The sequence below is a fragment of the Pseudoalteromonas sp. SG45-2 genome (genome assembly GCF_014164115.1).
Lineage (GTDB): Bacteria > Pseudomonadota > Gammaproteobacteria > Enterobacterales > Alteromonadaceae > Pseudoalteromonas > Pseudoalteromonas distincta.
Genome location: NZ_JACJEO010000013.1, coordinates 81,055 through 96,736 on the forward strand (window position 1 = coordinate 81,055; position 15,682 = coordinate 96,736).

The following is a 15,682-nucleotide window of genomic DNA, read 5'->3' on the forward strand; positions in this document are numbered from 1 at the left end:
GTCCGCGTTTTCATATTTCATAATTAAAACTAAACGGGACAACAATGTACGCTTTAAAAAACAAATCGCTATTGAGCATGGCAGTTGCTATGGCGGTATCAACATCTACTTATGCTAACGACAACACCATAGAAGAAGTAACCGTGGTTGCTAAACCAACGAGCTACGCTAACAATGTTATTGAGCCTGCAATGCTTGAGCAACAAAGTTCGGTATCGAGCATATTATCGGTTATTGATAACTTACCAGGTATTAGCATAAACGAAGGTGATGCATTTGGTGGCGACGATTGGTCTACTACAATCACTATGCGTGGTTTTAGTATTGATGGGAACCAACAACAATTAGGTATGACCGTTGATGGCATTCCCAATGGTGGCTCTAATTACGGCGGTGGTGCTAAAGCTAACCGTTACTTGGAGAGTGAAAATTTAGCAACGGTAGAAGTAGGTCAAGGTACCTCTGATATTAAGTCGGCTTCACTTGAAGCACTAGGCGGGACATTTAACTTTGTAAGTAAAGACCCAAGCCTTGAAAAAGGCACTACCTTTGCTTATACATCAGGCAGCCACGATGCCACGCGTTATTATATTAAACACGAAACAGGCACTGTTTTTAATAACACACAAGCGTACGTAAGTTACTCGCAAACAGATACAAGCCGCTGGATTGGTTCAGGCAGTAATGGGGGCAAAGACAACCAACACGCTGAGCTTAAGTTTGTATCTAATTTTGACGATTTAACACTTACTGGTCGTTTATCTTACGATGATGTAAGCGAGACAAACTATAACAGCGTAAGCCTTGAGCAGTTTGAACAAACTCCAGACTGGGATCAGCTAACATGGAATTGGACGGGAGTTCCGCACTTTGATCAAATGTTTGCAGAAGGTTGGGGAACGCTTCGTGAAAATACCTTAGGCTATTTAAAATTTGAATACGCTATTTCACCAACTTCATTATTAACTGTTAGCCCTTATTATCATAAAAATTCAGGTCGCGGCGATTGGATCCCACCTTATTTAACAACACCTGTTGATGAAAATGGTGACCCAACAACCGAGGGTGGCACTAATGCAGGCTCTTATGGTTTTGCTGATAGTGAAGGCAACCCGCTTGCACCCAATGCCGATTGTACGCAAAGTTTGAGCTGGCCATGGGAGTCGGGTCCTGGTTTAAATCCTGCGTGTTACGATGCAACAGCAACGCCGGTTATGTCTTACCGCCATACGCATTACAACAAAGATCGTTTAGGTGTAACGGCAAATTACCAAGCTACATTTGGTGATCACGATATAGAAGCGGGCTTTTGGTATGAGCAAAGTGAGCGTGATGAATCGCGTGATTGGCACAAAGTAATTGACGCGCGTATTTATCATCACTTTGATAGCACGCCTTACTGGACACAATACAAAAACACTTTTGATACCGATACATTCAAATGGTACTTACAAGACTCGATTAATTTTGGTGACTTAACATTAAATATTGGTGCAAAACAGTATTTAGTTGAATTACAAAAGTATGACCACTTTGCTAACGAAAGATCAGATAAAGTAGATAGCGACTCAGACGTGTTATTTAGCGGTGGCGTATTGTATCAACTAAATAACAGCACAGAATTATTTGCTAGTTACAGCGAGAATTTTTCAGCAATAAAAGACGGTGTGCTTGAGCGAGATAGCTCAACACTTACAAACATAGAGCCAGAAACTGCCGACAACATCGACTTTGGTGTACGTTACCAAGCCGACAGATTAACCCTTACAGCAACGGCTTACAGTGTTAAGTTTGATAACCGCATTACCTTTATTGCCCCTGGTAGTGGCACAGACGGCATTGATTACACCATTGGTACAAATGGCTCGTACGTAAATGTAGGGGGGATTGACTCAAATGGGCTTGAGCTTGCAGCAAGCTATATGTTAACACCAAGCTGGAGTGTGTACTCGTCGTATACAAATAGCAGTTCTGAGTATTCATCCGATGATCCAAATGCATACGATTCACAGGGTGTAATATTAAGAGATGAAAGTGGTAATGAGGTAGCACCGAGCTTTAGAAAAGGCGACAGCATAATAGATTCATCAGAAGATTTATTTGTGGTATCTACCGATTACTTTAGCGATGGCTTTCGTGTTGGTTTATCGGCTAAATACACTGGTGAGCGCTTAGGTGCATGGCAAGACGAAGACACTCGCACGCGTAATAAAGTAGACGGCTACACCGTACTTGATTTTAATGCAGGTTATTCAACTGACGTAGATGCAGGTCCGTTTAAAGCCATTGACGTATCGTTTGTTGTTTATAACGTTACTGACAAAAGCTACTTAGCAGGTGGTACTGGTAACGGCGCTACTTATTACATTGGCGCGCCACGCACCGCAGCAGTTACATTTACCGCTGACTTTTAATTAAGTTTTAGTAATTGAATTAAAATAAAGCCCATCATTGATGGGCTTTATTATATGAAAAGGCGCAAACGCGATGAAAACAATTATAAAAGTAACACTATTTAGCTTAAGTGTATTAGCGAGTAACTTTGCAACAGCAGCGCAAAATGTAGTGCTGGTAACGCTTGATGGAGTACGCTGGCAAGAAGTATTTTATGGGGCTGATAATAGCTTAATTAATAATACTGATTTTGTTAAAAAGCCAGAGCAATTAAAGACCCAGTTTTGGGCAAAAACAGCAAATGAGCGCCAGCAATTACTAATGCCTTTTTTAACGCAAGTAGTGGCTAAAAAAGGGATTATAATTGGCGATAGAGCTAACGGCTCTACTATGTCGGTAAGTAACCCGTGGTATTTTTCATACCCTGGTTATAACGAAATACTCACCGGTGAAGTTGACGAAAATATAAATAGTAATAACAAAGTGCTCAACCCAAATAAAACTATTTTAGAGCGTTTAGATAAGTTACCTGAGTTTAAAGATAGCACAGCCTTATTTGGTAGTTGGGATGTGTTCCCATACATTGTAAATACTAAGCGCAGTAACGTGTATGTAAATGCAGGTTTTATGTCAATTGAAGAGAATTTATTCACAGATGCGCCACTGTTAAATGCGCTACAAAACGAAATCCCCAGTCCTTGGTATAACGTACGACTAGACAGTTTTACATACCGCTTTGCTAAAGCGTATATGTTGGCTAAAAAGCCTAAGTTGTTAGTGATAAGTTTAGGCGAAACCGATGACTTTGCGCATGATGGTCACTACGATCAATACCTTAAATCGGCAAGGCAAAGTGACGCGTTTATAAAAGACTTATGGGCAACCATTCAAACTACAGCGGGTTATAAAAATAACACCACACTAATTATTACTACTGATCACGGCCGTGGCAATAATGCCAACGATTGGCAACATCACAGCTCTAAACGTGCACTTACTGAGCTAGAGTTAGGTGAAAATACCTACCCAGAAGGAATTGTCGGCTCTGAATATATTTGGCTTGCAGCCATTGGCCCCGCAGTAAAAGGTAGTGGCTTAATTAAAACTAAAAATGAGCTTAAACAAGCGCAAATAGCGGCGACCGTTTTAAAGGCGCTTGGGCAGAATCCAAATGAAATAAATTCAAATATGGCGCCTGCTATTAGCGAGATTTTAAAATGAAGAACCTATTAAAACCATTAACCCTATTTGCCTTGGTGTTGAGTTTGGTTATTAGTACAGGTGTTACTGCCGCGCCATCTAAAATTCTATTTGGTTCGTGTGGGCATCAAGATAAAAAGATACCCATATTTAATGCAATTAACAAAGAGAAAGGCGATTTGTTTATATTTTTGGGTGACAATATCTACGGCGATACCAACGATATGGATGTACTTACCGATAAGTACCAACGTTTAGGGGCAAAGCCTGGTTTTAAAACGTTAAAAGCGCAAACGCCTATTATTGCTATGTGGGATGACCACGATTATGGCCAAAACGATGCAGGTAAAGAGTATCCGCATAAAGAGCAATCACGCCAAATTATGCTTAATTTTTGGGGTGAGCCTGCAAACTCAGCGCGTCGCACTCGCTCTGATGGAATTTATACCTCGTACATGTATGGTGAAAATGAGCAAACCATACAAGTAATAATGCCTGATTTACGTTGGAACCGTGATGCGTTAAACCATGTAGGTGAGCTTGAATACTACACTAAACGTAAGTTAAATAACCAAGGCCCGTATAGTCCTAGTGAAGTGAAGGGCGCATCAATGCTAGGTGAAGCCGAGTGGCAATGGCTTGAACAAGAGCTTAAAAAGCCTGCTGCAATTAAATTGATTGCCTCAAGCTTACAGCTTTTACCCGATTTTACAGGTTGGGAGTCATGGGCAAACTTTCCTGAAGATAGAAACCGTTTATTTGCATTGATTAAAAAGCATAAAGTAAATGGGGTCGTGATCATCAGCGGCGATACGCACTGGGGTGAAATATCAAAGTACCAGCAAAACCTTGATTACCCATTAATTGAGATGACCAGCTCAGGCTTAACTGAAAAATGGAAAGACGTAAGCCCTAACAAGCACCGAGTAGGGAATTATACTCATAACGTAAATTACGGTGATTTAAGCATAGACTGGCATCAAACTGATCCCACTATTTCACTTAAATTAAAAGGCATTGATGGCCAAGTAATAATGCAAAGTGACTTTAGTTTATCAAGTATTAGCCCTTATAAATAACATTACTCTATAAACAAAAACGCACAGTGATCAAAATTAATGCTGTGCGTTTAAATTACTTGCTAACTCTCTGATTTATTAATATCAATTACCTGTTTGCGCTACCCCTAATATTGAAAATATCTTACACTGGTTTTATCTCAAGCAAGGTCAGTGTTATATGCTAAATATTATTCAATCAAACCGGATGGAAGCCCTGCAAGCGCAGTTCCACCAGCTGTTAAAAATAAACCCATTGCAAAGCCCGTTCGACAAAGAAGTGGTGCTAGTGCAATCGCCGGGTATGTCGCAGTGGTTAAAAATAGGTTTGAGCGAAAACTTAGGGGTTGCAGCGCAGGTAGATTTTCCGCTGCCGTCGAGCTTTATTTGGCAGTTGTATCAGCAATTACTGCCAAATGTCCCTAAAGAGTCGGCATTTAATAAGCCCAACCTTGCTTGGAAACTGTTTGCAATTTTACCAACCTGCATTGATGAACCGCTTTATTTGCCGCTAAAAACCTATTTAGAGGGCGATATTGACGGGCAAAAAACCTTTGCGCTATGCGAAAAAATAGCCGATGTGTACGACCAATATTTAATGTACCGACCGCACTGGATAGCCACATGGGATAGCGGCAAAGATGAGCTTGATGACGTAGATGTAGCCATTGCCCCATGGCAACCTGATTTATGGCGACGCATTGTAAAGCTAAGCCAAGAACTTGGGCAAAGCCAATTTCATCGCGCTAACATGCAAGGGCAATTACTTGCAGCACTTGAGACTATGGATAATAGCATACTGCCACAACGCATTAGTTTATTTGGTATATCGGCGATTGCCAGCTCCCAGCTTGAGGTGTTTGCAGCGCTGAGTAAAAAAACAGAGGTTATATTATTCTTTTTTAACCCGAGTGAGCATTACTGGGGCGATATTATAGATGAAAAAACAGCAGCTAAAATAAGCGCTAAATACGCTAAAATGCCGCTGGTGGAAGCGCAACAAAAAAAACAAACCAATCCAGATGAAGAATACTACTTTATTGGTAATCCGTTGTTATCGTCGTGGGGTAAATTAGGTCGCGACTATTTTGAACAACTTGTACAGTTAGATGCCCGTTGGATTGATGGTTTTATTGATGTGTTTGACGACACCTTACTAGGGCAAGTACAAAGCGAGATTTATCAGCTTGCGTTTAAAGGCGAATCGCTGACCGATAACAAAGAGTGGTTTATAAACGACGAAGGTAAGTTACCAATCAGCGCAACCGACACCAGTATTACGCTCAGCGATTGCCATACACCGCTCAGAGAAGTTGAGCGCTTGCACGACTACTTACTTAACTTATTTAATCAAAACCCAACGCTTACTCCCAAAGACATAATTGTCATGATGCCCGATGTAGGCACTTACAGCCCTTATATTGAAGCTGTATTTGGCGGGGCGCAAGGCAGCCGTTTTATTCCGTACGCATTAGCCGATTTAGCCATAGAGCAAGAAAAGCCCGTCCTTAGTTCATTTGCGAGTTTAGCTAACTTACCGTTTTCGCGCTTTGGTGTGTCGGATATTCTCGATTTATTACAAGTGACGCAAATAGCCGAAAAGTTTGGGCTTGAAGCGCACGAATACGAGCAAATTCAATATTGGCTTGAACGTGTAGGGGTAAAATGGGGTATAAACGCAGCGCATAAAAGCAGCTTTGATTTACCCGCTATCGATTTAAATACCTGGCAACATGGGCTCAACCGTTTACTGCTTGGTATAGCCATGCGCGACGAACAATGCCCGTTTAACGGTATTTACAGCGCTGATGAAGTAGAAGGCATGGCGCTTGATACGCTCAACAAGCTCGTGCATTTTATTGATGTACTGCAAAGCTTTAAAGAGCAGCTAACGCCCGATGATACGCTCACTAATAAAGCGCATATTTTAAGCGAGCTATTAAACGCCATATACGAAAGTGAAAGCGACGACAGCTGGGATTTATTAGTACTTCAAAACGTGCTCGAAGAGTTACAAAAACACCACGACAACGGCGATTACAGTAAAGCAGTTTCGCAGCGTATTGTTAGTTACTTAGTTAAACAAGGCATTCAAGAAAAAGGCGTAGGGCAGCGGTTTTTGGTTGGGCAAGTAAACTTTTGTACGCTTATGCCCATGCGCGCCGTACCATTTAAAGTGGTATGCATGCTGGGCTTAAACGATGCTGACTACCCGCGTAACGTACAGCCTATTGGTTTTGACTTAGTGCCTTATTCTAAAAAGCAAAAAGGTGACCGATCACGTAAATTAGATGACCGCTACTTATTTTTAGAAGCGCTACTGAGTGCCCGCGACAACTTATACATGAGTTACATTGGTCGCTCGTGTTTTGATAACCAACCGCGCATGCCATCAACCCTTGTAAGCGAGCTGTTAGAATATATTGGGCGTAGTTTTGTATTAAGCGAAAAGAGTGAAAAAACGCTGCCCGCATGTCTAATTAATCAGCAGCATTTACAGCCCTTTAATAGCCATTACTATTTAGCCGATGAGCAAGCAAATACTGTGCTGAGCAACCACAGTTACAATCCAATTTGGCTGCCAAGTGAGTCAATTAAACCAGAGCCAGTTATTGCGCTTGATGTGACTGTGCCAGATCAGCTAGATCTTGATGTGTTTATTAGAAGTGTGTGCAGCGCACAAGAGAGCTTTTATCAACAAACATTGGGCTTACGCCTGCCACAATTTAACGAAGTAGCAAAAGACGAAGAACCCTTTAGCCTAGATGCGCTGCGCCGTTATTTTTACCTTGATGAAATACTCGAAGCAAACATAAACGAGCAACCCCTAAGTACCGAGCAAATACTGCAGCGGGGTGAGTTACCTCAAGCCAATGTAGGCAGTCTCATATTTGAGAGTATGGAGCACCGAGTTGACGCGCTTGCAGGGCAAGTAAAAGAGCACATTAAAGGCGGGAAAAGTGAGCCAATAGAAGTTTTGCTTACCATTGAAGGCACTAAAATAGAGGGCTGGCTCAATCATGTGTATTTGCAAAAACAAGTGTTTTACCGCAGTGCGAGTATTAAAGCGAAAGATTTAATTAAAGGCTTTATTTATCACCTCGCAGCGCAAAGTATGGATCAACAAGTAGAAACATTGTTACTTGGGCTTGATAAGCAAATTACCTTTGCGCCAATTAATAAAGCTGATGCCGATGCATTGTTACTTGATTGGTTTGAGTTATACAAAGCGCTGCGCGCGGAGCCTGTGCCGTTCTTTCCGGTAAGTGGTTATGAATACGTTAAAAGCGGCGGCGATATAACAAAAGCAATGAGCAAATTTAGCCCGCAATACATAGGGCGAGGCGAGGGCGAAAATCCGTATATTCGCTTAACGGTGCAATCGCTAAATGACTGCCAAGAAGAATTTATAAAATGGAGTGATAAATTGCTCACGCCTTTATTTGAACACGCAAAGGAGAGTGACCATGCAAGCACTTAATCCTCTTACTATGCCGCTCATTGGTCAAAGTTTAATAGAAGCCAGTGCGGGTACCGGCAAAACCTATACGATTACGGGGCTGTATTTACGTTACTTACTAGGTATGCAAATAGAAGGTGAGTTAAGTACGCCGCTCAGTGTTGAGCAAATTTTGGTTGTAACCTTTACCGACGCCGCCACCCAAGAAATTAAAGACCGCGTACGCAGCCGAATTATTGCTGCGCGCGACGCATTGCTTGGGCAAGACCCAAACGACGAACTCATTGAAGGCGTAATTGCCAAAATTGATGATAAGCACCGCGCGTTTGATTTGCTCGATGCAGCTGCTAAATCAATGGACGAAGCCGCTATTTTTACTATTCATGGCTTTTGTCAGCGGATGCTAAAACAACATGCGTTTGAGTCGGGAGTGGCGTTTAATCTCGAATTTATTTTAGATGAGCGCGACATATTACTTGAAACCATTAAAGATTTTTGGCGTGCGTTTGTATACCCACTTAATAAAGAACGCACCGATGCTATTTTAGATGTATTTGCCGCACCAGAGTCTTTATTCGCTCAAGTGGCGAGCATTTTAAACAAAGCTAATGCACACATTACACCACAAATAAATTTAGATGATGTATGGAAAGCCCGTGACGAGTACATAACCCGTGTGCCTGCATTTAAAAAAGCGGTGTTAGAGCAAGAGTTTATCGGTGCTATTAAAAGCTCGGGTTTAAGCGGGTCTAAAACGCCAGCACGAAAAGGCAGCCTTGGTGCGCTTGAAGCATTTTGTTTAGGGGGTGATTTGTTTTTTGAATTTGGCACTAGCAAGTATTCGTTTGAAGTGTGGAGTACAGAAAACTTAAGCGATGTAGCTAATTATAAAAAAAATCAGCCATTATTTGTGCATCCATTACTGAGTCAGTTTGACGAGCTTGCCGCCCTTAACAACACCATAAACCAAGGGCTAAAAATAGCGGTTGTACAACATGCAGCACGCTGGGTAAAAGCCGCAATAGTTAAGCGCAAGCAAGAGCAAAGCGTTATCACCCCAGATGACTTATTGACCAATTTACACAGTGCGCTTAATAACGAGCAAGGCGACGTACTAGCGCAAAAAATTGCACAGTTGTTTCCGGTTGCCATGATTGATGAATTCCAAGATACCGATCCGATTCAGTACGGTATTTTTAGTAAAATTTATGGGCAACAAAATACCACGCTTGCCATGATAGGCGACCCTAAACAAGCTATTTATGGCTTTAGGGGCGCAGATATTTTTACGTACATTGGCGCAAAAGAAGCTGTACAGACTGATCAGCAATTTACGCTGGGGACTAACTTTCGCTCGAGCACCGATATAGTCAATAGCGTTAATAGTTTATTTGGCAAACACGCTAACAGCTTTATTTATAACGACGCCATACCGTTTAACGCAGTAGCTGCTAAAGGTAAAAAAGCGGAAGACTCTTTTTTAATTGATGGCAAACCCGCGACCGCATTCGAATTTAATGTGTTTGTGGATGAAGCCGCAGACGAAAAAAACAAACCAACCAACAAAGGTGTAGGGCAAGCACATTTAGCCACTCACTTTGCTAATAAAATAGTCACCCTGCTTGAAAAAGCAAAACAAGGGGATGCGTGTATTGGCAGTATCCCTGTAAGCGCTGCCGATATTTGTATATTAGTGCGCGACCGTGTTGAAGCGCAAATAATGAAAAAAACGCTAGATGATGCCAAAATAGCCAGCGTGTATTTATCGCGAGAAAGCGTTTTTAGCCAAGAGCTTAGCCATCACCTACTTAACTTTTTAACAGCGCTGCATGGTCAATATGACGAGTCATTGCTGCGCGGTGTTTTAGCTGGTCCACTATTTTGTTTAAGTTATAACGAAATACATGCACTCGCTGATGATGAAAATCAATGGCAAGACTACTTAAACTTTTTTGCACAACTTAGCCACATTTGGGACAAGCAAGGCGCTATGGCAATGCTTGAGCGCTTAATGAGCCATAACCAGCTTAGCGCTAAATGGCAAGGGTTAGGATATAACGTTGAGCGGTGGCTGACGGACTTTAGGCACTTGGGCGAAATACTTCAGCAAAAACAAATAGAGCTTGAAGGCACGCTGCGTTTACTGCGATGGTTTGCACAAAAGGTAAGCCAACAAGACGGTGAAACAGTACAAGTACGCCTTGAAAGTGACGCCAACTTAGTTAAAATTGTCACTATGCATGCCTCAAAGGGGCTTGAATACCCTTTGGTATTTATGCCGTTTGCCAGTGGCTATCGCGAAACAAAAGAAGCGCTTTATCATAATAATGGCAAGCTAGTTTACGATTTAAGTAAAGACGAAGATGCCCTTCAAAAAGCAGAACAAGAACGCCTAGCTGAAGATTTACGCCTGCTTTATGTAGCACTTACTCGCGCCGTACATTTTTGTGCGCTTGGTGTTTATAACATAGGGCAAGGACAAAGTAGCCGCTTGGCTATGCAAAGTAGTGCACTTGGGCATGTTTTATTTGCAGGGCTTGAACTTGCCAGTAGCCAAACATGGCGCACGCATTTAAGTGAGTTTTGCGACGCTAACAGCGCGATGAGCTATCAGCAATTTACCCCACAAACATTATTAGAGCAGGGAACACTTTGTTTTAATAACAGTGAAAGTGCGCAGCAAACGTTAAGTGTTAATAAAGTAACAGCAAATATTGAACGTAACTGGCGAGCAACCAGCTTTAGTGCGTTGAGCTTTAAAAAGCACAGCGACCAATTAGCCCCAGGGCGAAGTGATGAAGATCACGAAAAAGACGAGTTTGCAGTGCAAGAGGACGAACTACCATCACCTTATAGTTTTCCTAAAGGGGCAAAGCCTGGTAGCTGTTTACACGAAATATTTGAACAAATAGATTTTACTAGCCCAATAGTTCACCCAACTAATACCGAGCAAAACTTATCTGAAGTAGTTAAGCGCAGCCTTGAAAAGTACCACATAGGTGATCAATGGCGAGAAGTGGCTGAAAAGTGGGTACTTGATGTTCTTGCGTGCCCCCTAGATAACAGTTCTTTAGAAAAAAGCCTTCTTTCATTGGGTGTGCTTACACCCAAAGATTGCCTAGTCGAAATGGAATTTAATTTACCTCTTGAGAGCTTAAGTGCACCAAAGCTAAACGAAATGCTGGTTAAACATTTTGGTTTTACACAAAGTAAGCTTAAATTTTCGCACGTAAAGGGCTTGTTAAAAGGCTTTGTCGATTTAATATTTTGCTACCAAGGCAAATATTATATTTTAGATTATAAGTCTAATTATTTAGGTAGCACGTCAGCTGATTACGAGAGCGACATGCTTGAGCAAGCGATGAGCAGTCATCAGTATCATTTACAGTATTTAATCTACACGGTAGCGCTGCATCGTTTATTAAAACAACGTATAGCTGATTACTCGGTAGAAACCCATTTAGGCGGCGTGTATTACACGTTTTTACGTGGGATGCCGGCAGGGCAAGGCGTGTACTTTAAAAAGCTAACTGAAGAACAAGTGATTATTTTAGATGGCTTATTTAGCCAAGGAGCCATGCTATGAGCGATTTAAATGAGCAACCTGGCTTGTTTGACGATATAGACGAGACACTTAATAATGAAGCCGTAGAGCCTCTTACTTCAAAAAATGTAGCACAAGATGCCTCATTAGAGGACATTGTGTTAAATAATACTATTATCGAAGTCCCGTTACTTGAATATTTATTAGCGCAAAATCGACTACGTGTGGTTGATGTTAAACTCGCTGAATTACTGTGTGCTAATGACATTGAGCAAACACATAATGAGCTGTTTTATATTATTTTATTACTGTGCTTATCGCAGCAAAGTCAGCATAGCTGCCTAACTTTAAATGAGGTTGACTGGAGCAATCCTTTTAACTTGCGCAAAAGCGACTTTAATAAACTAGATGGCAATGTACCCAGTACGCTAAGCCCGTTTAGTGATGACTTTAATGTACATACAGCGCTCAGTTATTTGCAAAACCATGAAAGCGTGGGCGAAAATAAACCACTGCAACTGTTTAAAGAGCGACTTTATTTTGCGCGCCTTGCCGGTTATGAGCAAACACTCGCAGATAGACTATTAAGCATGAGCGAGCGAAAGCTCAATATTAATAATGAAATATTGGCAGAACTTTTAAATACCTATTTTCCTGCTGATTCTGCAATTGAAACTGATTGGCAAAAAGTGGCGTGTGCGATTGCTGCCTCCAAAGGCTTTAGCGTGATCACGGGTGGTCCAGGTACCGGTAAAACTACCACAGTGACTAAGTTGTTGGCTATTTTGCAGTCACTTTATAAAACCGCGCCGCTTAGCATTAAGCTGGTGGCCCCTACAGGTAAAGCCGCTGCACGTTTAAGTGAGTCTATTTTAGGCGCTAAAAATAAGCTCACAACGATTCCTGATGATATAAAAACGCTGATACCGCAAAACGCTCAAACTATTCATCGCTTATTAGGCGTAAAACCGTTTACTAATAAATTCAGACATAACAAAAGCAATCCACTGCATTTAGATGTGCTGATTATTGACGAAGCCAGTATGGTCGATTTATCGCTGATGGCTAAATTAATAGAAGCACTGCCTGCGCATGCGAGATTAATACTCCTAGGTGACAAAGACCAGCTGGCCTCGGTAGATACTGGCAGCGTAATGAGCGATTTATGCCAAGGTTTAACACTTGGGCAAACGCCACGCTACTCGCAAGCACGTTGTGATGAGCTAAATAGCTTATGTTTTAATAATGAGCCTAAGCTCGTAGCGCAAAGCGTGAGTGAATTTAAACTCGCAGATTGCGTTGCCTTTTTACAGCACAGTTATCGATTTGATGCACAAAGCGGCATTGGTCAACTCGCACTTGCGGTAAACACAAATAACACCGGTATTTTAAATTACGTTGAGCAAGAAAGTACCGAAGGGCGTTTTAACGATGTAATTTTAGATTACGACTTTGTAGCGAAACCAATTGAAAAGCTTGTTAAAAGTGCAGCAAGTCATTATGCAAAATACCTTAACTTAATTGCCCAAGGTGCAGATGTTGCACAGGTGCATGCTGCTTTTGCTAGTTATCAGCTTTTAGCTGCGGTACGAGAGGGCGATTACGGCGTGCATAGCTTAAATCAGCGAATAGAGCGCGTATTGCAACAGCAAGGTTTAATAACAGTTAGCCCTAATACTCATCATTATACAGGCATGCCCATTATGGTGAGCCAAAACGATTACCAGCTTAAGTTATTTAACGGCGATATTGGTATTTTAATGCCCGATGAAAGCAATCAGCTCAAAGCCATATTTATTGACGAGCAAGGTAATCAACGAGCATTTTCGCCAGCACGACTCCCTGCACACGATAAAGTATACGTAATGACTATTCATAAATCACAAGGTTCAGAGTTTAGTTACACCGCTATGGTACTGCCACCGCTAAAACAAGCGCGCATGGGTATTAACAGGCAATTAGTGTATACGGGAATAACCCGCGCTAAAAATAAGTTTGAGCTGGTGGCTGACAAAAAAGTACTGCAACTAGCAATGAATAAAAGCGTATCAAGAGCATCTGGTTTATATGAAAGGTTACAATTTTAAGCTTAATTTGAATTTTTTATTAATAATTTAGCTTCAAACTGCTTGTTATTTATCGCGTTATTATAAATGTCTTCTATACTAAAGTTAATTTTATATTGAATGTATTCGGGCGTGTTGATCTTTGGTGGGTGAATTTGCAGTAGTGTGTTTGGTTTTTAGGCAAGGCAGAGCCTATGTAGTGTGGTATTTCCCATAAATAGGCGATAACGTAGTATAAATACCAAACATACGCTGCCCTTTGGGTTCTTTCTAGGGACGATTAACTCTTTGTTGCCTACATGGATGTAGGTAAGGGGCGTGAGCAGGACGCGGAAGCTTTGCTCGGTTTTTACTTATTCTTACATGGATGTAAGCCATTAGAATAACGCAGGAGCAGTTATCGAGCCCACTAGGTTACAAACCTCGCGCCGTGATTTAATCGCCCCTAGATTGAACAAATTTCAATCCACAAAGGTCAACACGCCCAATTAAGGATATTAATGTTTTTTTCTAAAAATAAGCAAAATGAAATAGCCTCTTTAAAAGCAGAACTCTATCCGTTACAACAAGTGTGGGAAGGGCTTTACCGAGAGATGTTAGTTGTTAATATTCTTTATGATGGGCGTATTTCGCACGCCAATGATAGGTTTTTAGAAAACTTAGGCTACAACGAAGACGATCTTACTAATAACTCTTTTGATGATTTTATTACTGAGTCATCTCGTCAATCTTCAGAATTTAAAAGCCTACAGCAAGCTATAAAAAAAGAAGGACATTGGGGCGGTGCATTACAAATTGCGCGCGGTGATGGTAAAGCTGAATGGTTACGTTTAATAGTACATCCTGTAAAAGGGGAGCAAGATCAGTTGCTCTATTTTTCTATATTCGGGAGTGTGCTTACAAAAACAATTACGGCTTCCCGCGAGCAAAGCGACACTATCAAAGCGATATATCGCTCTATGGCAGTAATTGAATTTGATTTAGAAGGCCATGTTTTAAAAGCAAATGAGCAGTTTTTATCAGCAATGGGTTATCAAGAAAGTGAATTAATAGGAAAACACCATCGCACATTTTGTGAAGCTTCAGAGTATAATTCCCAAGAGTATCAACAGTTTTGGGCTAAATTAAGAGAAGGACAGTTTATAGCGGAGCGCTTTAAGCGTGTTGATAAATACGGCAATGTTGTATGGTTAGAAGCGTCATATAACCCAATCTCAAATGACGCGAATGAGCTTTATAAAGTAATGAAGTTTGCAACAGTTATTACAGAGCAAGTAAATCAAGAAATTGCGATATCTCAGGCTGCCGAAATTGCTTATAGCACCTCAACCCAAACTGATAAAAAAGCAGAGCAAGGCGCGAGCGTTATACAAGATACGGTTACAGTAATGACCGAGCTTGCTATTAACATGGAGCAAGCTGCAAGTGAAATTTCAGCGCTTGATCAGCAGTCGCAACAAATATCGAGTATTGTACAAAGTATTAGTAGTATTGCAGAGCAAACCAATTTGTTAGCATTAAATGCCGCAATTGAAGCGGCTAGAGCTGGCGAGCAAGGTCGAGGCTTTGCTGTGGTTGCAGACGAGGTTCGACTGCTTGCATCGCGTACATCAAAAGCAACAGAAGAAATAGTAGAAGTAGTACAGCGTAACCAATCACAAACCCAAAATACGGTGGCTGTAATAGAAAAAGGTAAAGAAAAAGCAGAGCAAGGTTTAGCACTATCTAAAGAGTCGGGTGATGTGATGCAGGAAATTCAGCAAGGCGCACAAGAAGTTGTAAATGCGATTGGGCAATTTACCAGTGAACTTAAAGCTAACGGCTAGATTAGTTACGTCCTTATTCTAAAGCGGGCACCTTTACCGGTACCCGCTCAACCTACCCCCTCAATATTACTCTCGAAACACCCCTGATAATTTTAAATTTAACAACTATTCTTTTTTAACCCATTAAATAACAA

7 protein-coding genes are annotated in these 15,682 nt (G+C 41.3%); all 7 read left to right on the forward strand.

Annotated features, from left to right (window positions below):
- The first annotated feature begins 44 nt into the window (after nt 1-44).
- The 7 genes from H5116_RS11165 to H5116_RS20475 all read left to right on the forward strand — a co-directional run bounded on the left by H5116_RS11165 (nt 45) and on the right by H5116_RS20475 (nt 15,548).
- Nucleotides 45-2,414, forward strand: coding sequence for a TonB-dependent receptor domain-containing protein (locus H5116_RS11165; RefSeq protein WP_182716150.1), 2,370 nt, complete (start codon nt 45-47; stop codon nt 2,412-2,414).
- Nucleotides 2,415-2,487: 73 nt separating this feature from the next.
- The gene (locus tag H5116_RS11170; RefSeq protein WP_182716151.1) at nt 2,488-3,615 is read left to right on the forward strand and encodes an alkaline phosphatase family protein; all 1,128 of its coding nucleotides are present in this window, start codon (nt 2,488-2,490) and stop codon (nt 3,613-3,615) included.
- Nucleotides 3,612-4,673, forward strand: coding sequence for an alkaline phosphatase D family protein (locus H5116_RS11175; RefSeq protein WP_182716152.1), 1,062 nt, complete (start codon nt 3,612-3,614; stop codon nt 4,671-4,673). Before H5116_RS11170 ends, H5116_RS11175 begins: the two co-directional genes overlap by 4 nt.
- A gap of 160 nt (nt 4,674-4,833) precedes the next feature.
- Complete coding sequence (recC, locus tag H5116_RS11180) at nt 4,834-8,133, forward strand: exodeoxyribonuclease V subunit gamma (RefSeq protein ID WP_182716153.1); 3,300 nt, start codon at nt 4,834-4,836, stop codon at nt 8,131-8,133.
- On the forward strand, nt 8,120-11,698 hold the full coding sequence (gene recB / locus H5116_RS11185; RefSeq protein WP_182716154.1) for an exodeoxyribonuclease V subunit beta: 3,579 nt from the start codon (nt 8,120-8,122) through the stop codon (nt 11,696-11,698). The genes recC and recB overlap by 14 nt, the downstream gene beginning before the upstream one ends.
- The gene (gene recD / locus H5116_RS11190; protein ID WP_182716155.1) at nt 11,695-13,743 is read left to right on the forward strand and encodes an exodeoxyribonuclease V subunit alpha; all 2,049 of its coding nucleotides are present in this window, start codon (nt 11,695-11,697) and stop codon (nt 13,741-13,743) included. The genes recB and recD overlap by 4 nt, the downstream gene beginning before the upstream one ends.
- A gap of 479 nt (nt 13,744-14,222) precedes the next feature.
- Nucleotides 14,223-15,548 (forward strand): PAS domain-containing methyl-accepting chemotaxis protein, encoded by a 1,326-nt coding sequence (locus H5116_RS20475; protein ID WP_182694117.1) that lies wholly within the window; start codon nt 14,223-14,225, stop codon nt 15,546-15,548.
- The last annotated feature ends 134 nt before the right edge of the window (nt 15,549-15,682 follow it).

Bases quoted from the DNA above. Each gene is read 5' to 3' on its own strand.
- H5116_RS11165 (WP_182716150.1), top strand. From the start codon at position 45: ATGTACGCTTTAAAAAACAAATCGCTATTGAGCATGGCAGTTGCTATG.
- H5116_RS11170 (WP_182716151.1), top strand. From the start codon at position 2,488: ATGAAAACAATTATAAAAGTAACACTATTTAGCTTAAGTGTATTAGCG.
- H5116_RS11175 (WP_182716152.1), top strand. From the start codon at position 3,612: ATGAAGAACCTATTAAAACCATTAACCCTATTTGCCTTGGTGTTGAGT.
- recC (WP_182716153.1), top strand. From the start codon at position 4,834: ATGCTAAATATTATTCAATCAAACCGGATGGAAGCCCTGCAAGCGCAG.
- recB (WP_182716154.1), top strand. From the start codon at position 8,120: ATGCAAGCACTTAATCCTCTTACTATGCCGCTCATTGGTCAAAGTTTA.
- recD (WP_182716155.1), top strand. From the start codon at position 11,695: ATGAGCGATTTAAATGAGCAACCTGGCTTGTTTGACGATATAGACGAG.
- H5116_RS20475 (WP_182694117.1), top strand. From the start codon at position 14,223: ATGTTTTTTTCTAAAAATAAGCAAAATGAAATAGCCTCTTTAAAAGCA.